Source organism: Microbacterium gorillae (assembly GCF_050990725.1).
In the GTDB taxonomy this organism is placed as follows: Bacteria; Actinomycetota; Actinomycetes; order Actinomycetales; family Microbacteriaceae; genus Microbacterium; species Microbacterium gorillae_A.
The window spans coordinates 551,755-569,280 of record NZ_CP158844.1 but is presented as its reverse complement, the minus strand read 5'-3'; the positions used below and the strand labels follow the sequence as shown (position 1 = coordinate 569,280).

The window sequence follows — 17,526 nt, the reverse complement described above, 5'->3', positions numbered from 1 at the left end:
ACGAAAGTTGGCGCGCTACCGTGGCATCACACCGTCGTGCACGAAGGAGCCTCATGACCAACCCCGCCGTCACCGATCTGCTCTCCCGCAGCAACCGCCTGGGAGCCGACCCGCGCATCACCAACTACGCGGGGGGCAATACGTCCGCGAAGGGTACCGAGACGGACCCGGTCACCGGCGAGCCGGTCGAGCTGCTCTGGGTCAAGGGATCGGGCGGCGACCTCGGCACGCTCACGGAGCCCGGCCTCGCGGTGCTGCGCCTGGATCGGTTCCGCAAGCTCGTCGACGTCTACCCCGGCGTCGACCGTGAGGACGAGATGGTCGCGGCGTTCGACTACTGCCTGCACGGCAAGGGCGGCGCGGCACCGTCCATCGACACGGCGATGCACGGGCTCGTCGACGCGGCACACGTGGATCACCTCCACCCCGACGCCGGCATCGCGATCGCCACGGCGGCCGACGGCGAACAGCTCACCAGCACCATCTTCGGCGACAAGGTGGTGTGGGTGCCCTGGCGCCGCCCCGGATTCCAGCTGGGCCTGGACATCGCGGCCATCAAGGAGCAGAACCCGCAGGCCATCGGTACGATCCTCGGCGGCCATGGCATCACGGCATGGGGCGACACGTCGGACGAGGCGGAGGCCAACAGCCGTTGGATCATCGACACCGCGACCGCGTACATCGCCGAGCACGGTGACCCGGCCCCGTTCGGCGGCGTCGTCGCCGGCTTCGAGGCCCTCCCCGAGGCCGAGCGTCGCGAACGCGCCGCCGCCCTCGCCCCCACTCTGCGCGCCATCGCCTCGCACGACAAGCCGATGATCGGTCACTTCACCGACAGCGACGCCGTGCTCGACTTCCTCGCGTCGGAGAAGCTCGCACCCTTGGCCGCGCTCGGAACGTCGTGCCCCGATCACTTCCTGCGCACGAAGGTCAAGCCGCTGGTGCTGGATCTGCCCACCACCGCCACCGTCGAGGAAGCGAAGGCACGCCTCGCCGAGCTGCACGAGCAGTACCGCGCCGATTACGCGGCCTACTACGACGCGCACGCCACGGCCGAGTCGCCCGCCATGCGCGGCGCTGACCCGCTGATCATCCTGATCCCGGGCGTCGGCATGTTCTCCTACGGCAAGGACAAGCAGACGGCACGCGTCGCGGGCGAGTTCTACGTCAACGCCATCAACGTGATGCGTGGTGCCGAGGCGCTGTCGACCTACTCCCCCATCTCCGACGCGGAGAAGTTCCGCATCGAGTACTGGGCACTGGAGGAGGCGAAGCTCCAGCGCATGCCGAAGCCGAAGTCCCACGCGGGCCGCATCGCCTTCGTCACGGGTGCCGCCTCGGGCATCGGCAAGGCCATCGCCACCCGCCTCGCCGCGGAGGGCGCCTGCGTCGTCGTTGCCGACCTGGATCTGGAGAAGGCTCAGGCCGCCGCGGCAGAGCTCGGTAGCACGGACGTTGCCATCGGTGTCGCCGCGAACGTCGCGAACGGTGAGGCGGTCCAGGCCGCACTCGACGCCGCGGTGCTGGCGTTCGGCGGCGTCGACCTCGTGGTCAACAACGCCGGCCTGTCGCTGTCCAAGCCGCTGCTGGAGACTACGGAGGCGGACTGGAACCTCCAGCACGACGTCATGGCCAAGGGCTCGTTCCTGGTGTCGAAGGCGGCGGCCAAGATCCTCATCGAGCAGAAGCTCGGCGGCGACATCATCTACATCTCGTCGAAGAACAGCGTGTTCGCCGGCCCGAACAACATCGCCTACTCGGCGACGAAGGCGGACCAGGCGCACCAGGTGCGTCTGCTGGCGGTCGAGCTCGGCGAGCACGGTGTGCGGGTCAACGGCATCAACCCCGACGGCGTGGTCCGCGGCTCCGGCATCTTCGCTTCGGGCTGGGGTGCTAACCGCGCCGCGACCTACGGCGTGAAGGAAGAGGACCTCGGCCAGTACTACGCCAACCGCACCATCCTCAAGCGCGAGGTCGTGCCCGAGAACGTGGCCGACGCGGTGTTCGTGCTCACCGGCCCCGAGCTCACCCGCACCACCGGCCTGCACATCCCGGTGGACTCCGGCGTCGCGGCCGCGTTCCTCCGCTGAGATCGGGGTGGAGATGCGGACTCGGCAGCCAAGCGGGTCTGCATCTCCGGCCGGCGCACGAGAGTGCGGCGGGTCGCGGGGCCGCACAGTCCGGTCGGCCTGAAGACGCAGCGACCTCCTTCGAGAACCGCGCACCCTCCGCTCGCAGGCGAACAGAAATGGGGCCTTGGCCATGCGCCAGGGCCCCATTTCTGTTCACGTGTGCGCTCAGGGCGCGAGCATGACCTTTTCGCGATCGAAGTAGACGTCAGGACGGTAGTGCGTGACGCCGGTGATCGTGACGGCGGTCACGGCACCGGACGCGTCGCGGTGCAGGTCAGCGGCTTCGCCCGCGTCTCCGAACCCGTCCTCCGCTTCCGCGCGGAGGACACCGTCATCGCCGTGCATCACCACCGCTCCCGCCGCGGGGTCGAGCGCAGTGTCGGACAGTTGCAGGACGACGCCGGGCAGCGGCACGAGGTTCACGTCGCCCCACAGCGACAGGTACCGCCCGGCGGCACCTGGTTCGAGGAGCTCGTCGGTCTTCTCGCCGGCTTCGTCGATCGCGAGGTCGAGGACGGCGATGATGCCGTTGGCCAGGGCACTGGCGGGGCCGTCGATGCGATTGGTGAGGACGCTGACGGCGAGGCCGGTCTTCGGATCGGCCCAGGTCTGCGTGATGTGGCCCGGGAAGCCACCCGAGTGGCCGATCACCCGACGGTCGCCGATCTTGCGGATGATCCAGCCGAGCCCGTACCAGCGCGTCGTGCCACCGGTGGAGATCTTGGACTCATCACGCTGCATCAGACGCTTGGTGTCGTCGGTGAGGAACAGTCCCGTGCCGAGGGCGTGTGCGGCGGCCCAGGCGGACGCCGTCTCCGCGTTGGCCCAGAAGCCGGTTGCCGCAGACTCGGATCGCGTATCCACCGGCGGGATGACGGGCGGCGTGCGATCCGCGCCGTCGGCGCCCCCGCGTTCCGCCCGCGGAATGCCGTGACCCGATGCCGAGCGTTCCGCAGGGCCGAACCCACCGTCGACGCCGAGCTCCGGGCCGATCCGGACGGGTTCCTTCATCGCCTCGGACATCGGGCTCAGGAGGTCGCGGATGACGACGTCGTAGGAGGTGCCCGTGGCGGCTTCGAGAATGAGCCCGAGGAGCGAGTACGCGAGGTTCGAGTAGTGGAAGTGGGCGTTGGCCGGGAACACCCGCTCGTGCTGAAGCTGCGCGATGAGGGCATCCCGGTCGAGGAAAGGAGCTTCGCGCTGCCAGAAATCTGCCGCCCGGCCATCTCGCTCGGCTCCGGACTGGTGCCCGAGCAGTTCCCGGATGCTCGATGAGCCGATCGGGGCGTCCGCCAGCTCCGGAATGTGCTGCGCCACCGTGTCGTCCAGGCGAAGTCGTCCAGCTTCGACCTGCTGCAGCACCGCGGCGGCCGTGAAGGTCTTGGAATGAGACGCGATTCGGAACACGTGGCCCGTGGTCAGTTCCTCCTCGGTCGCCGCATCCGCGACCCCGAAGGCACGCGAGTACAGCAGCTCGGGGCCGACACGCACCGCCACTTGAATCCCGGGGACGGTGTGGATCACGCGCTGCCGCTCGATCCAGTCGTCGAGGAAACCGGTGAGATGTGGGACGAGACGGGTGAGCTCTGCGGTCATAGCCCCATGGTTTCATGGGCGATACATGGACCCCTAGCTGGCGCATGCGTCTCCCCTGGTCGCTCGCGCCGGACCCCCGACGGGCTTCCTGGCCGGGTCCGCTCCCCGGCACTGAGTCGGCGCTGCGAATCCATGAGCATGCGCCGAATCCATGAGCAATTCGGCGAATCAGTCAGGGATCGAGCGCAGGTTCATGTGGCGGCCACGCCCTACGCGGATCGCGATCGCCCACACCAAACGTCAATATATGTTGACACCCGTCACGCGTCAACATATATTGACGATGGAGGTGTGACATGACCATTGAGACATCCATCGCCGCTGAGGATTCCGGCGAGCCGATCGCTGAGCTGCACCGGCTCACGGGAATCCGTCAGCAGCTCGCCCGAGCCGAAGAAGCCCAGGTCCGCCGAGCCCGCAACCTCGGATACTCCTGGCAGGCGATCGCCAGCGCACTCGGCGTGAGCAAGCAGGCTGTTCACCGTCGCTTCGGCCGGCAGTGACATCAGAAATCTGCCCCAGAAACGCCGATGGGCCCGGCCCCGCGTACGCGGGGCCGGGCCCATCGGATGAAGGCGTCAGGCGTCGGTGGAACGAGCCCGTCCCTCGCCGGACGCTTCCGCCGCACCAGCTTCCTCGGCCGCAGCAGCAGGCGTCTCGCCGGGAACCGGCGCACCCTCCGCCACCGTGACAGCACCCACGGCGACCGACTCGGCCCCCGTTGCCACCGCAACGGATCCCGTGACTACGGGAACGGCACCGGTGAGCACCGGGATCGTTCCGGTCGCGGGCGCTTCCTCGCCGTCACTCACCGCGTGCTCGAACTGCGACTGGTACAGGTTCCAGTACGCGCCCTTCTTCGCGATGAGCTCCTCATGGTTGCCCTGCTCCACGATGTCACCGTGCTCCATCACCAGGATGAGGTCGGCGTCGCGGATGGTTGACAGGCGGTGTGCGATGACGAAGGACGTGCGTCCTTCGCGCAGCGCTGCCATGGCGTGCTGCAGCAGCACCTCGGTGCGGGTGTCGACGGAGCTGGTCGCTTCGTCGAGGATCAGCACGGAGGGCTGTGCCACAAACGCGCGGGCGATCGTGATGAGCTGACGCTCACCCGCCGACACGTTGGAGGCATCCTCGTCGAGCACGGTGTCGTAACCGTCCGGCAGCGAACGCACGAAGTTATCCACGCGGGTGGCGACCGCCGCCTGGACGATCTCCTCGTCGGTGGCGCTCTCGCGTCCGTAGCGGATGTTCTCGCGGATCGTGCCTGCGAACAGCCACGGATCCTGCAGCACCATTCCGGTGCGCGAACGCACGTCGTGGCGGGTCAACTCCCCGATGTCCTGGCCATCCAGGAGAATGCGACCGCCGTCCAGCTCGTAGAAGCGCATGATCAGGTTGACCAGCGTCGTCTTCCCCGCACCGGTCGGGCCGACGATCGCCACCGTCTGACCGGGCTCCACCCGGAAGGACAGACCGGTGATCAGCGGCTTCTCGGGCGAGTAGGCGAACTTGACGTCCTGGAACTCGATGACGCCCGGACCGGCCACCAGTGCCGGAGCATTGGTCGCGTCGGGCTCCTGCTCCTCCTCGTCCAGCAGCTCGAACACACGCTCGGCAGACGCCGTACCCGACTGCACCACCGCAGCCATGCCACCCAGCTGCGAGAGCGGCTGAGTGAACTGCTGCGAGTACTGCAGGAAGGCCTGCACGTCACCGAGGCGAAGCGTTCCGCCGGCCACCATGAGAGCGCCGACCACGGCGATTCCCACGTACACCACGGAGCCGATGAACATCATCGCCGGCATCATGATGTTGGACAGGAACTGCGCCTTGAACGACGCCTTGTACAGCTCCTCGTTCTCAACCGCGAACGCCTCGGCGGATGCCTTCTCGCGTCCGAACACCTTCACGAGCGCGTGACCAGAGAAGGACTCCTCCACCCGCGCGTTCAGCTTGCCGACCTGAGCCCACTGGACCTTGAAGGCAGCCTGCGAACGCGGGCCGATCACACCGAAGATGACACCCATCAACGGCAAGGACACCAGCGCGATCAGCGCCAGGATCCAGTTGATGGAGAACATCATGATGAGCACGCCCAGCACGGTGAGCACCGAGGTGACCGCGCCGGACAGGGACTGCTGCATCGTCTGCGTGATGTTGTCGATGTCGTTCGTGACGCGCGAGATCAGCTGACCACGCTGCACGCGGTCGAAGTACGCCAGCGGCAGCCGGTTGATCTTCGCCTCGACCTCTTCACGGAGCGACCACATGGCGCGCACCATGATCACGTTGACCACGTAACCCTGGATCCAGTTCAGCAGCGCCGAGGCGACATAGATCGCCAGCACCGCGAGGATCACGAGGCGCAGGGCATCGAAGTTGACGCCGGCACCGAGCTCGAAGTCCTTCAGCCCGGCGATGACATTGGCGAAGTCGGCCTGGCCCATCTGCCGAAGTGCTTCCACCACGGCGGCCTGGTCCATCCCGGGAGTCGCGCTGGCACCGAGGATGGCCGCGGCGATGCTCGACATGGCTCCCTCGAACACGAGGTTGGTCGCCTCACCGAGCACCTTCGGTGCGGCCACCGCAAGCACCACGCTGATGGCGCCGAGGATGGACACCCCGATGAAGGCCACCGCATACGGACGCAGCAGACCGATCATGCGCTTGAAGCTGGGCCAGAAGTTCTTGGCCTTCCCGCCCTGCGCCCACTCGCCCGCTTCCATGGCCTGTGCCATGGCCTGCGCCTGCTCGAGTTCTTCCTGAACGGCGGCGTCTTCAGCCGCCTTGCTCTTTGTCTCGCTCATGCGTCCACCCCCAGCTGCGACTCGACGATCTCACGGTAGGTCTCGCTGGTGGCGAGCAGCTCCTCGTGCGTGCCGATACCCGCGATCGTGCCGTCCTCCAGCACAATGATGCGGTCGGCCTCGGTGATGGTGGATACGCGCTGGGCGACCACGATCTTGGTGACCTCGGGCAGCTCGCGCCACAGCGCCTCCCGGAGGCGGGCGTCCGTGGTGAGGTCCAGCGCGGAGAACGAGTCATCGAAGATGAGGATCTCGGGCTGGCGCACGATGGCCCGCGCGATGGCCAGACGCTGGCGCTGGCCGCCGGACACGTTCGTCCCGCCCTGCGCGATCGTCGACTCCAACCCATCCGGCATCTCGCGGACGAAGTCGGCACCCTGCGCGATCTCCAATGCGTGCCAGAGTTCTTCGTCCGTCGCGCTCTCGCGCCCGAACCGCAGGTTCGAGGCGATCGTGCCACTGAACAGGAACGCCTTCTGCGGCACCAGACCCAGGCGCGACCACAGCGATTCCGGGTCCGCCTCGCGCACATTGACGCCATCGACGCGGACGGAACCGGTCGTCGAGTCGAAGAGGCGCGGAATCAGCGACACGAGCGTCGTCTTTCCGGCACCCGTCGATCCCACGATGGCCACGGTCTCGCCCTTGTCGGCGCGGAACGTGATGCCGGACAGCACGGGCGCGTCGGCTCCCGGGTACTGGAACGACACGTCGGTGAACGACACCGTTCCGGTCTCGGGGAACGAGGCGACCGGCCGCTCCGGAGCGGCCAGCGTGGACGGGGTTTCCAGCACCTCGCTGATGCGGTCGGCGGAGACGGCAGCGCGCGGGATCATGATGGTCATGAAGCTCGCCATGAGCACGCCCATGAGGATCTGCATCACGTACTGCATGAACGCGAACAGCGTGCCGACCTGCACGTGGCCGGCGTCCACCTGGATGCCGCCGAACCAGATGACGCCCACGATGGTGACGTCGAGGATCAGCATGGCGACGGGGAAAAGCACCACGAAGAGCGATCCGACCTTGCGACCGACGATGCGGATGTCGGTGTTCGCCTCGCGGAAGCGGCCCTCCTCGATCGGCTCGCGCACGAAGGCACGCACCACGCGCACACCGGTGAGCTGCTCGCGCATCACCCGGTTCACGGCGTCGAGCTTGGCCTGGTAGGAGCGGAACAGCGGCACCATGCGGCTGATGATCGCCACCGCGACGATCAGCAGCAGCGGGATGGCCACCGCGAGCAGCCACGACAGACCGACGTCCTGCAGCAACGCCATGATGATGCCGCCGATAGCCAGCAGCGGTGCGGTGACGAGCATGGTGGAGCCCATCATCGCGAGCATCTGCACCTGCTGCACGTCGTTCGTGTTGCGGGTGATGAGGGAGCCGGGACCGAACTGCGAAACCTCGCGCTCGGAGAAACCGGAGACCTTGCCGAACACGTCGGCTCGGATGTCGCGACCCGCCGACATCGAGGCGCGGGCGGCGAAGTACGTGGCGATGAGTGATGCGGCGATCTGCCCGAGGGAGATCAGCAGCATCCACCCACCGGTGGACAGGATGTAGCCGGTGTCGCCCGTCGCGACGCCGGTGTTGATGATATCTGCGTTCAGGTGTGGCAGGTACAAGGATGCGAGCGCGGACGCGAACTGAAACACCACGACGGCGGTCAGCCACGGCCAATATCGACCCAGGTACCGGACGAGAATTCTTCCGAGCACGTTCTCTCCGATGCAGGATTTCCTCGCACGGGTGCGCGCGAGGCGACGGACTACGCTACGCGCTCCGCGTCTGCTCGGCAACGTCACGGCGTCCGCTCTCAGCGAAGCACAGGCCTCCGACATTGGTCGGCGAGGTATGGGCAGGCCCGCCGCCAGCGCAATCGTCACCCCGCTCCGGCGTCCCTATGTCCCGCGAGACGTCCCTCTGTGGGCGACAATCACCGCATCGCGCCGAGCGTCGCCCACAGACGGAAGTCTCGCGGGTGATGTGGTGACGATCCACGCATGAGCACGCGCGGCAAACCCGTCGGGGCGGATGCGGGCGCCCTCGGAGTCGCGCCGTTGCGGCGGGCGCGCGGCGGCCTCAGCCGAGCCGGGTAGGCTCGCACCGGTGCCCTCCCCCTCTTTCGCGCCAGTGAGGTTATTGACATGACGACCGACGTCCTCGCCCCTGTCCGCGCCACCGGTGTGCTCGCCGTGCTTCGCGCTCCGTCGCCCGAGCACGCGATGCGCGCGATCGACGCCCTGATCGCCGGCGGAATCCGCGGCATCGAGGTCACCTACTCCACTCCCGACGCGGCCGCCGTGATCGCGCGTGCCATCGCCACGTACGGCGCGTCCGCTTACGTGGGAGCGGGCACCGTGACCACCGCGGAGCAGGCGCGCGAGGCAGCGGACGCCGGTGCCGCGTTCCTCGTGAGCCCCGGCACACGCCCCGAGCTGACACAGGCGATGAAGGCGACCGGCACCGTCACGATGACCGGCGCGCTCACCCCCACCGAGGTGATGTCCGCTGTCGAGTTGGGCTCCGACGTCGTCAAGATCTTCCCCGCCTCGCTGGGCGGCCCCGGCTTCCTCGGCGCACTGCGCGGTCCGTTCCCGAACGTCCCGCTGATGCCGACGGGCGGCGTGACCCCCGACAACCTGGCAACCTGGTTCGCTGCAGGTGCGGTTGCCGCGGGTGCGGGCGGCGACCTCGTTCCCGGCTCAGCGCTCGCGTCCGAGGACTACGAGGAGATCACGCGACGGGCACGTCTCTTCGCTGACGCACTGCGCGCCATCCGCGAGGGCTGATTCAGCACTCTCGTGGCCGAGCCCACGCTGGCAAATGAGAAGGTCACCTCCGCGACATCGTGGAGGTGACCTTCTCATTTCTCGCGGGAGCGTCAGACTGGAATCAGCCCTTCGGCACGAAGCTCGTCCCACAGCGCGGCAGGAATCGGCACGTTGACCAACTCCAGGTTCTGGCGGATCTGCTCCGCTCGAGCCGTTCCCACGATGACCGACGCGGTAGCCGAATCCTGGAACGGGAACTGCAGCGCCGCGGCAGGAAGCGGCACGCCATGGCTGTCACAGATCGCAGCGATCCGGGTCACGCGCTCCCAGATGTCCTCCGGGATTCCGCCGTACTCGTACCGGCTGTCGCGTGAGGGAACGGCTGTCGCCAGCAGCCCCGAGTTGAACACGGAGGCAGCCACCACGGCGGTATCGCGAGCATGGCATGCCGGCAGCACGTCAACTGCGGCGGGCTGCTCCAGCAGCGTGTAACGGCCGGCGATCATGATCACGTCGAGGTCCGCCTCGCGCACCGATCGCGCCAGCGCATCGGACACCATCGATCCGATGCCCACTGCCGTCACCAGCCCCTCGGCACGCATCTCCTGCATCGCGGGATACGCCTCGGCAACAGCCTGGTCCAAGTGACCCGAACGCTCCGGATCGTGCAGATAGAGCACGTCGATGCGGTCCAGCCCCATTCGCTCCAGCGACTCCTCGAGCGACGTCCGCACGCCGACACCGTCGTAGCCGGGCTCACGGCGCACGTCCGTGCGCACATGGAAGGCGTGCTCAAGGTCGAGACCGCCGTCGTCATCGGGATTCGGGCGGATCAGCCGACCCGCCTTCGTCGACACGATGAACTCGTTCCGCGGCTTGGTCTGCAGAAACGCGCCGAGGCGTCGCTCCGACAGCCCGAGACCGTAGTGCGGTGCGGTATCGAAGTAACGCACCCCGCCGTCCCAGGCTGCCTCGAGAACCTCCCAGGCCTCATCGTCGGACACCTCGCGGAACATGTTCCCGAGGTTCGCGGCGCCGTATCCGAGACGGGTCGGCAACCCGGCGAGCGCGGCGACCGTCTCACGCATGCGCGTGTGCTCCCGTCCAGGTGTACTGCGCGCGCGACTCCGCCTTCATCTCCATGCCGGTGCCGGGCGCAGTGGGGGCCATGTAGTTGCCACCCTGGATGTCGGTGGGGATCACGAAGTGCTCGTGCAGGTGATCGACGAACTCGATCAGTCGCCCCTCCTTCGACCCGGAGACGGCCACGAAGTCGAACATCGACAGATGCTGCACCGCCTCGCACAGACCCACGCCGCCGGCGTGCGGGCAGACGGGGACGTCGAACTTGGCGGCGAGCAGCAGGTTCGCGATGTTCTCGTTCACGCCGCCGACGCGCGCGGCGTCGATCTGCATCACGGAGATCGCCTCGGCCTGCAGCAGCTGCTTGAAGATCATGCGGTTCTGGGCGTGCTCCCCCGTGGCGACGCGGATCGGCGCGACGCCGCGCGCGATCTCCGCGTGCCCGAGGATGTCGTCGGGGCTGGTGGGCTCCTCGATCCAGGCGGGATGGAATTCGGCAAGCGCGTTCACCCAATCGATCGCTTCGCTCACCTCCCAGCGCTGGTTGGCGTCGATGGCGATCGGGAAGTCCGGACCGCACACCTCGCGCGCCTTGCGGAAGCGCCGGATGTCGTCCTGCAGGTCGGCGCCGACCTTCAGCTTGATCTGGGTGAAGCCGTCCGCCATCGCCTCGCGCGCCAGTCGCTCCAGCTTCTCGTCGGAGTATCCGAGCCAGCCGGGGCTGGTGGTGTAGCCGGGGTATCCCTCGGCGAGCAGGCGCTCGGTGCGCTCAGCGCGGCCCGGCTCGGCGTCGCGGAGGATCTGCAGCGCATCCTCCGGCGTGAGGGCGTTGGTGAGGTAGCGGAAGTCGACGAGGGAGACGATCTCCTCCGGGCTCAGCTGCGAGAGCAGCTGCCACAGCGGGAGACCCGCGCGCTTGGCCTTGATGTCCCACAGCGCGTTGATCACGGCGCCGATCGCCATGTGCATGACGCCCTTCTCCGGGCCCAGCCAGCGCAGCTGCGAGTCGCCGTTGATCTCCTTCCAGGTGCCGCCCATGTCATCCAGCAGCGGCTCGATCTCCCGGCCCACCAGGTGACCAGCCAGCGTGTCGATGGCGGCGACCTGCACGTCGTTGCCCCGACCGATCGTGAACACGAACGCGTGACCGGAGATGCCGTCATCGGCGTCGGTCACGATGCGCACGTAGGCGGCCGAGTAGTCGGGGTCCGGATTCATCGCGTCGGAGCCGTCCAGGCTCAGCGATGTGGGGAAGCGGATGTCTGTCGTTTCGAGGGCGACGATACGGCTCACGTGAGATCTCCTTGGATCGGGCTCTCACAGATTAAACATCGGATGTCTATACTGTCAATTGACGCCGCCTGACGCGGCCATACGGAAACGGAGCATCGATGAAGTTCGCACGTCTGGGTCCCGTCGGCGAGGAGATCCCCGTCGTCATCACCGCCGATCGCACGCTGGACCTGCGTGCCGTCACCGCCGACATCGACGGAGCCTTCCTGGAGAACGATCCGATCTCCCGCACGCAGGCGGCGATCGATGCCGGCGAGCTCACCGAGCTCGAGGGCGCGGATGCCCTGCGCATCGGCGCAGCCATCGCACGCCCGAGCGCGGTCATCTGCATCGGCCAGAATTACGCAGCGCATGCGCGCGAGTCGGGTGCCGAACCACCGACCATCCCGATCATGTTCCTCAAGACCCCGAACACTGTCGTGGGCCCGAACGACACCGTCACCATCCCCCGCGGCAGCGAGAAGACCGACTGGGAAGTTGAACTCGGCGTGGTCATCGGCACCCGTGCGGCCTATCTCGACTCGCCGGAGGAAGCCGCAGCTCACATCGCCGGCTTCGTGATCTGCGACGACGTCTCCGAGCGCGCCTTCCAGATGGAGGTCTCGGGCGGTCAGTGGTCGAAGGGGAAGATCGCTTTCGGCTTCAATCCGACCGGCCCCTGGCTGGTGACTCCCGACGAGATCGACGCGCAGAACGTGGGACTGCGCAGCTTCGTCAACGGCGAGCCGCGCCAGGACTCCAACACCAACGACATGATCTTCGACGTCAACCACATCGTCTGGCACCTGTCGCAGTACGTCACGCTCGAGCCCGGCGACCTCATCCTCACCGGAACTCCGCAGGGCGTGGCGTTCGGCGGCAAGTTCCCGTACCTCAAGGCCGGAGATGTCGTCGAGATCGAGATCGACGGCCTGGGTCGCCAGCGCCACGAATTCACCGCATGGGAGAAGAACTGATGGGAAGCATGGACGGACTCGTCGCCGTCGTCACCGGCGGCGCGCAGGGAATCGGTGCCGCGATCGGTCGCCGCCTGCACGAGGAGGGTGCCACGATCGCGGTGCTGGACCTCAACCCCGACATCGCCGATGCCGCGTTCTCTGCCTATCGCGCCGACATCTCGGATCGCGCCAGCGTCACCGAGGCGATCGAGCAGGTCGCCGCTGATCACGGCCGCATCGACATCCTGATCAACAACGCCGGCATCGGCGCGCAGGGCGACATCGCCGCGAACGACGACGACGAGTGGGCGCGGGTGCTCTCGATCAACGTCACAGGCATCGCACGAGTGACGAGCGCCGCGCTCCCCTGGCTACGCCGGTCGCCCTCCGCCGCGATCTGCAACACGTCATCGATCGCGGCCACCACGGGTCTTCCGCAGCGCGCGCTGTACACGGCGACAAAGGGTGCGGTCCTCTCCCTCACCCGCGCGATGGCGGCAGACCACCTGCACGAGGGCATCCGCGTCAACGCGGTGAACCCGGGGACCGCCGACACGCCGTGGATCGGTCGACTCCTGGAGAAGGAGACCGACCCCGAGGCGGAGCGCGCCGCCCTCCAAGCACGTCAGCCCCACGGCCGCCTGGTGTCACCCGATGAGGTCGCAGACGCCGTCGCGTACCTGGTGAGCCCGCGTTCCGGGTCCACAACGGGCACCTTCATCGAGGTCGACGGTGGCATGGCACAGCTGCGTCCACGTCCGCGTTCGTGACGAGAACAAGATTTTTCTCCATCAGGGGCAAAAGTTCGCCCGACCTCGCCCACAACGCGCTACGCTGTAAACGATTCGTTCCGTCGAGTCCACATCTTCTGATGTTCATCACCCGAGATGAGTGTCAGGCCTAGCGGGCTGCCGCATTGCGTCAGTCCAAGCGGCGCCCAGCCACCCCCCTTGGCTGGGCGCCGTTTCTCATTTCCGCTGCGAGGGCAGCGGTGACGGCCGCCGGGTCCTGATCACGCCGCCAAACGAGGACATTTCGTCCAAACGAGGACCAAAGCGGCCGCGTCGTCCTCCGCGCGCGAAATCATCCTCGTTTCAGGACGCGGGCGCTTCAGAGCGGGTCGAGTCCGTAGACCCGCTCGGCGTTCGTCCGCAGCACCGCGTCGGCGTCGAGGCCGCGCGACGCGATCCAATCGCGGACGATCTGCTCCCAGGTGCCGTAGCCCGCCGCGGTGTCGCCGGCGAACGAGGCGGGCCAGTCGCTCGCGTAGAGCAGGCGATCCGCCCCGAAAGATTCCAGCGCCGTGTCCAGGAAGGGCTCGAACTGCGCGGCAGAGAAGGCACCGTCGCTCTCACCCGGCAGGCCGGACACCTTGCACACCACGTTCGGACGCTCAGCGAGGTCTTGCATGGACTGGGCCCATCCATCCACGGCTGGCGACGCCGGAGCCTGCGCCGAGCCGACGGTGGGCTTGCCGAGGTGATCGAGCACGATGCTCAACTGCGGCAGCGCATCCGCGAGCGCCGCGACATCGCGAAGCTGCGCCTGTCCGCGGACGCACGCGTCGAACACGAGCCCGTGCGCCGCCACGAGCTCCGCCCCGGTCAGGAAGTCGGGAGTGAGGGCGAAGCCGGGCGCCTCGCTCTGCAGCAGGCGTCGCACGCCGACCACGCGTGGTCGGGATGTGAGCGCGGCCAGATGATCCGAGACTCGAGCGCCCTCTTCCAGCGGCGCGAAGGCGATCAAGCCCCGCACCGGCAGCGGAAGCGACGCCACCCAGTCCACCTCGTCCAGCGCCTGGTCGGCACGTGCGTCAGCCTGCATGAAGATGAAGGCGCGGTCATCCGACATCCCGGCCAGCGCGTGCCCGAGTTCCTCCGGACCGAATGCGCGGTCCAGATCACCGCTGAGCCAGCCATAGTCGAGAACGGCGGGGTCCCAGAGGTGAAGATGCGCGTCAAGGATCTGCATGCGTCTATCCTGCCGGACATCGGATGTCTCGCTATCATGACCCCATGGCGGTGACTGACGAGGCGATCCAGAAGATCAAGGCGATGATCGTGCGGGGCGAACTGGGACCGGGCGATCGCCTGCCTCCGGAGAAGGAACTCGCCGAGCGCCTCGGGCTCTCACGCAACTCGATGCGCGAGGCGGTGAAGGCGCTGGAGGTCATCCGCGTGCTCGATGTGCGCCGTGGCGACGGCACCTACGTCACCAGCCTCGAACCGCACCTCCTCTTGGAGGCGATCTCCTTCGTGGTCGACATGCACGACGACGAGTCGCTGCTGGAGATCTTCACCGTGCGTCGCGTGCTGGAAGCGCACGCCACCGCGGCCGCCGCGCTCAAGGCCACCGATGACGACGTCGCGTCCCTGGAAGCGGAAATGGATCAGGCGCTCGGGCTGACCGATGTCGCGGAACTCGTCGCTCACGACCTGCGCTTCCACAGCGCAATCACGCGCATGGGGGGCAACAACTACCTCTCGAGCCTGCTTGACAGCCTCAGCAGCCAGACCGTGCGCGCGCGACTCTGGCGCGGCCTCACTCAGGATGGCGCGGTCGAGCGCACCCTCAGCGAGCATCAGGCGATTGCCGAGGCGATCGCCGCGCATGACCCCGAGCTCGCCTCCTCGCTCGCATCGGTGCATGTCTCCGGTATCGAGCGGTGGCTGCGCAAGGCCGCTGCGGCCTCAGCTGCGGCGGACGGCGCGACCGACGACGAGGCGGGCAACCCGCTCTGATGTCCTGACGGGCGGATCGGACGTCTTTCGGGTCCGACGCGTCAGGACGACGACGCCTGCGCGTCCGGCCCGACACGTCGTCAGCCGAACACTCGCCCGCCGACCAGTCACCGCAGGACGCGGACCACGCGTCACGAGGCGACGCATCCGGGCCCTCCCGTGTCAGACGAACCGAATCGCCGCCTGCAATCGTGTGCGGACGTCGAAGATCTCCGTCCCACCGAGATCCCGGACGCCGGTCACTCCGCGTCGCAGTACCGTCGTCAGCGCACTGCGACCCACCACGACCGCGGCCAGGGAGCGGACTCGACCGAGCTCCGTGATCTGCTCCGGAACGTCGGTGTCGGGCAGCACCACGATCACGCCCCCGAAGCGCACACCCGCAGCCTTGCCGAGTGCGCGCGCGGCGGCCACCGTCGCCCCCACGGGTGCCGCGTCCACGCCATCGCCGATCACCTCACCGCGACGGAACTTCACGGCGGCGGCGTAGTCATCGCTCGTGAGCGCGAACAGTCCGCTCGGGCCGAGCACCACATGATCGAGCTTTCCGCCGATGCGCGGCACGGCGACGTCGTGCCAGATCGTGTAGCCCATGCCCAGGTCTGACAGCGAGCGCGCCGTGTTCTCCTCCGCGAGAGCATCGGCCAGGAGCCGACGCAGCTCTCGCGGCGCGGAGCGGACCAGCGCCGGATCATACGGGTCGGCAAGCGCGACTCCGCGACCCGCCCACTCCCGGATGCCCACGAGGTACCGTTCACGGTTGTAGCCACCGGGCTGGCCGTGGCTGCGCGGGCCGGGGCGGGTGTCCGCGGGTCGGCTGCGCACGGTGGGCTCCGGGGCGAACGTCGGATGCGGCGCGGAGGCGGTCCCCCGTCCGCGGTCGTAGGCAGCGCGTGCGGCGGGAGTCCCGACGAGTTCCCACGCAGCCTGCACGCGCACGAAGAGCGCGGCATCGCCCCCGGTGTCGGGATGTGCTTCGCGCAACCGCAGCCGGTAGGCGCGACGCAGCTCCTCGTCGGTCACATCCGGGGCGACGCCCAGCACCTCATAGGCGGACGCGGCCAGGGGCGAGCCGCTCACGAAAAGAGCGCCGTCGGGGCGCGGAACGCGAGAGCTTCCTCTCCGAGACCGGCCGGCAGTTCGGCGATGGTCGCAGGAGACCAACGCGGAGAACGGTCCTTGTCGACGAGCTGAGCGCGAATACCTTCGGCCATGTCGGGACGCCCGGACAGGAACGCCCCCACGTGGAACTCCTGTTCGAGCACGGCCCGCAGGTCATCCGATGCGCGAGCCGCACGGATCGAAGCCAGTGTCACAGCGAGGGAACTCGGCGACAGCTCGCCCAGCAGATCGGCCGTCGCCGCAGCATCGCCGCCGATCTCTCGCAGGCGGTCGACGATCTCGCCAACGGTGTCGCGGGAGAAGGCGTCGTCGATCCACTCCCGAGCATCCTCCAGGCGGGAGCGCTCGGGAGTCTCGTCGAACAGCATGAGGAGCTCGATCGGCGTTCCGGGGTCGGCACGATGACGCAACGCGTCCAACGCCGACGGGAGCCGATCAGACGGAACGAGCTGGTCGGCGAACCCGGCCCAGATCGCGTCGGCGGCGTTCATCGCGACGCCGGTGAGCCCGAGGTACTCCCCGATGCGTCCCGGTGCGCGGGCCAGCAGCAGGCTGCCCCCGACGTCGGGAGTGAACCCGATGCGGGTCTCCGGCATCGCCAGCTGCGATCGCTCGGTCACCACGCGCACCGCGGCGTGGCCGGAGAGGCCGATACCGCCGCCCATCGTGATCCCGTCCGCAAACACCACCACCGGCTTCGGGTACTCGTGGATGAGCAGATCCAGTGCATATTCCTCACGGAAGAAGTGCAGCGCCTCATCGGGGCGTCCGCCGATGAGGGATTCGCGAACGGCGCGGACATCGCCGCCCGCACACAGCCCGCGATCGCCCGCCGCGTCGATCAGCACGGCGGAGACATCGGGGTCGGATATCCACCCGCGAAGAGCCACCAGCATGATCTCGATCATGTCGATGCTCAGCGCGTTGAGGGTGTGCGGCCGGTTCAGCGTCAGCTGTCCGAGGCCGCCCGTCATCTGGACGATCACCGGGGCGTCCGACTGTGGCGTGCTCACCCGGCCTAGGTTACCCTC

General features: G+C 67.9%; 14 protein-coding genes. 6 read left to right on the top strand and 8 right to left on the bottom strand.

Annotated features, from left to right (window positions below):
- Window positions 1-53 precede the first annotated feature (53 nt).
- On the top strand, window positions 54-2,090 hold the full coding sequence (locus tag ABTV68_RS02565) for a bifunctional aldolase/short-chain dehydrogenase (RefSeq protein WP_433676055.1): 2,037 nt from the start codon (window positions 54-56) through the stop codon (window positions 2,088-2,090).
- A 207-nt stretch (window positions 2,091-2,297) separates the two neighbouring features.
- Here the strand turns inward: ABTV68_RS02565 and ABTV68_RS02560 are convergent, their stop codons facing one another.
- On the bottom strand, window positions 2,298-3,728 hold the full coding sequence (locus tag ABTV68_RS02560) for a serine hydrolase domain-containing protein (protein WP_433676054.1): 1,431 nt from the start codon (window positions 3,726-3,728) through the stop codon (window positions 2,298-2,300).
- Between the two features lie 296 nt (window positions 3,729-4,024).
- On the opposite strand from ABTV68_RS02560, the gene ABTV68_RS02555 reads away from it, so the two are divergent.
- The gene (locus ABTV68_RS02555) at window positions 4,025-4,231 is read left to right on the top strand and encodes an AsnC family protein (protein WP_433676053.1); all 207 of its coding nucleotides are present in this window, start codon (window positions 4,025-4,027) and stop codon (window positions 4,229-4,231) included.
- A gap of 75 nt (window positions 4,232-4,306) precedes the next feature.
- Here ABTV68_RS02555 and ABTV68_RS02550 read toward each other — a convergent pair whose 3' ends face one another.
- Together ABTV68_RS02550 and ABTV68_RS02545 are read right to left on the bottom strand one after the other, a co-directional pair.
- A complete protein-coding gene (locus ABTV68_RS02550) occupies window positions 4,307-6,538 on the bottom strand; it encodes an ABC transporter ATP-binding protein (RefSeq protein WP_433676052.1) in 2,232 nt (743 codons plus the stop codon).
- The gene (locus ABTV68_RS02545) at window positions 6,535-8,262 is read right to left on the bottom strand and encodes an ABC transporter ATP-binding protein (RefSeq protein WP_433676051.1); all 1,728 of its coding nucleotides are present in this window, start codon (window positions 8,260-8,262) and stop codon (window positions 6,535-6,537) included. The genes ABTV68_RS02550 and ABTV68_RS02545 overlap by 4 nt, the downstream gene beginning before the upstream one ends.
- A gap of 429 nt (window positions 8,263-8,691) precedes the next feature.
- On the opposite strand from ABTV68_RS02545, the gene ABTV68_RS02540 reads away from it, so the two are divergent.
- Window positions 8,692-9,336 carry a bifunctional 4-hydroxy-2-oxoglutarate aldolase/2-dehydro-3-deoxy-phosphogluconate aldolase gene (locus ABTV68_RS02540; protein ID WP_433676050.1) on the top strand — a complete coding sequence of 215 codons (645 nt, stop codon included), beginning with the start codon at window positions 8,692-8,694 and terminating at the stop codon, window positions 9,334-9,336.
- 92 nt (window positions 9,337-9,428) lie between these two features.
- Here the strand turns inward: ABTV68_RS02540 and ABTV68_RS02535 are convergent, their stop codons facing one another.
- Together ABTV68_RS02535 and ABTV68_RS02530 are read right to left on the bottom strand one after the other, a co-directional pair.
- The gene (locus ABTV68_RS02535) at window positions 9,429-10,406 is read right to left on the bottom strand and encodes an aldo/keto reductase (RefSeq protein WP_433676049.1); all 978 of its coding nucleotides are present in this window, start codon (window positions 10,404-10,406) and stop codon (window positions 9,429-9,431) included.
- Window positions 10,399-11,694 (bottom strand): L-fuconate dehydratase, encoded by a 1,296-nt coding sequence (locus ABTV68_RS02530; RefSeq protein ID WP_433676048.1) that lies wholly within the window; start codon window positions 11,692-11,694, stop codon window positions 10,399-10,401. The genes ABTV68_RS02535 and ABTV68_RS02530 overlap by 8 nt, the downstream gene beginning before the upstream one ends.
- 98 nt (window positions 11,695-11,792) lie before the next feature.
- On the opposite strand from ABTV68_RS02530, the gene ABTV68_RS02525 reads away from it, so the two are divergent.
- Window positions 11,793-12,650 (top strand): fumarylacetoacetate hydrolase family protein, encoded by an 858-nt coding sequence (locus tag ABTV68_RS02525; RefSeq protein ID WP_433676047.1) that lies wholly within the window; start codon window positions 11,793-11,795, stop codon window positions 12,648-12,650.
- Window positions 12,650-13,402, top strand: a complete 753-nt coding sequence (locus tag ABTV68_RS02520) for an SDR family NAD(P)-dependent oxidoreductase (protein ID WP_433676046.1) — start codon at window positions 12,650-12,652, stop codon at window positions 13,400-13,402. Before ABTV68_RS02525 ends, ABTV68_RS02520 begins: the two co-directional genes overlap by 1 nt.
- A gap of 340 nt (window positions 13,403-13,742) precedes the next feature.
- Here ABTV68_RS02520 and ABTV68_RS02515 read toward each other — a convergent pair whose 3' ends face one another.
- The gene (locus ABTV68_RS02515) at window positions 13,743-14,603 is read right to left on the bottom strand and encodes an amidohydrolase family protein (RefSeq protein WP_433676045.1); all 861 of its coding nucleotides are present in this window, start codon (window positions 14,601-14,603) and stop codon (window positions 13,743-13,745) included.
- A 44-nt stretch (window positions 14,604-14,647) separates the two neighbouring features.
- Here ABTV68_RS02515 and ABTV68_RS02510 point away from each other — a divergent pair, with 44 nt between their 5' ends.
- Complete coding sequence (locus ABTV68_RS02510; RefSeq protein ID WP_433676044.1) at window positions 14,648-15,373, top strand: FadR/GntR family transcriptional regulator; 726 nt, start codon at window positions 14,648-14,650, stop codon at window positions 15,371-15,373.
- Window positions 15,374-15,535: 162 nt separating this feature from the next.
- On the opposite strand, the gene ABTV68_RS02505 is transcribed toward ABTV68_RS02510, so the two are convergent.
- Window positions 15,536-16,453: a DnaJ domain-containing protein gene (locus ABTV68_RS02505; RefSeq protein WP_433676043.1), complete on the bottom strand. Its 918-nt coding sequence runs from the start codon at window positions 16,451-16,453 to the stop codon at window positions 15,536-15,538.
- The gene (locus ABTV68_RS02500; RefSeq protein WP_433676042.1) at window positions 16,450-17,508 is read right to left on the bottom strand and encodes an enoyl-CoA hydratase/isomerase family protein; all 1,059 of its coding nucleotides are present in this window, start codon (window positions 17,506-17,508) and stop codon (window positions 16,450-16,452) included. Before ABTV68_RS02500 ends, ABTV68_RS02505 begins: the two co-directional genes overlap by 4 nt.
- Window positions 17,509-17,526: the final 18 nt, after the last annotated feature.

What these genes read in the sequence shown, in the direction of transcription:
- ABTV68_RS02535 (WP_433676049.1), bottom strand. Translation starts at nt 10,406, where the DNA reads ATGCGTGAGACGGTCGCCGCGCTCGCCGGGTTGCCGACCCGTCTCGGA.
- ABTV68_RS02550 (WP_433676052.1), bottom strand. Translation starts at nt 6,538, where the DNA reads ATGAGCGAGACAAAGAGCAAGGCGGCTGAAGACGCCGCCGTTCAGGAA.
- ABTV68_RS02540 (WP_433676050.1), top strand. Translation starts at nt 8,692, where the DNA reads ATGACGACCGACGTCCTCGCCCCTGTCCGCGCCACCGGTGTGCTCGCC.
- ABTV68_RS02560 (WP_433676054.1), bottom strand. Translation starts at nt 3,728, where the DNA reads ATGACCGCAGAGCTCACCCGTCTCGTCCCACATCTCACCGGTTTCCTC.
- ABTV68_RS02525 (WP_433676047.1), top strand. Translation starts at nt 11,793, where the DNA reads ATGAAGTTCGCACGTCTGGGTCCCGTCGGCGAGGAGATCCCCGTCGTC.
- ABTV68_RS02565 (WP_433676055.1), top strand. Translation starts at nt 54, where the DNA reads ATGACCAACCCCGCCGTCACCGATCTGCTCTCCCGCAGCAACCGCCTG.
- ABTV68_RS02520 (WP_433676046.1), top strand. Translation starts at nt 12,650, where the DNA reads ATGGGAAGCATGGACGGACTCGTCGCCGTCGTCACCGGCGGCGCGCAG.
- ABTV68_RS02555 (WP_433676053.1), top strand. Translation starts at nt 4,025, where the DNA reads ATGACCATTGAGACATCCATCGCCGCTGAGGATTCCGGCGAGCCGATC.
- ABTV68_RS02510 (WP_433676044.1), top strand. Translation starts at nt 14,648, where the DNA reads ATGGCGGTGACTGACGAGGCGATCCAGAAGATCAAGGCGATGATCGTG.
- ABTV68_RS02515 (WP_433676045.1), bottom strand. Translation starts at nt 14,603, where the DNA reads ATGCAGATCCTTGACGCGCATCTTCACCTCTGGGACCCCGCCGTTCTC.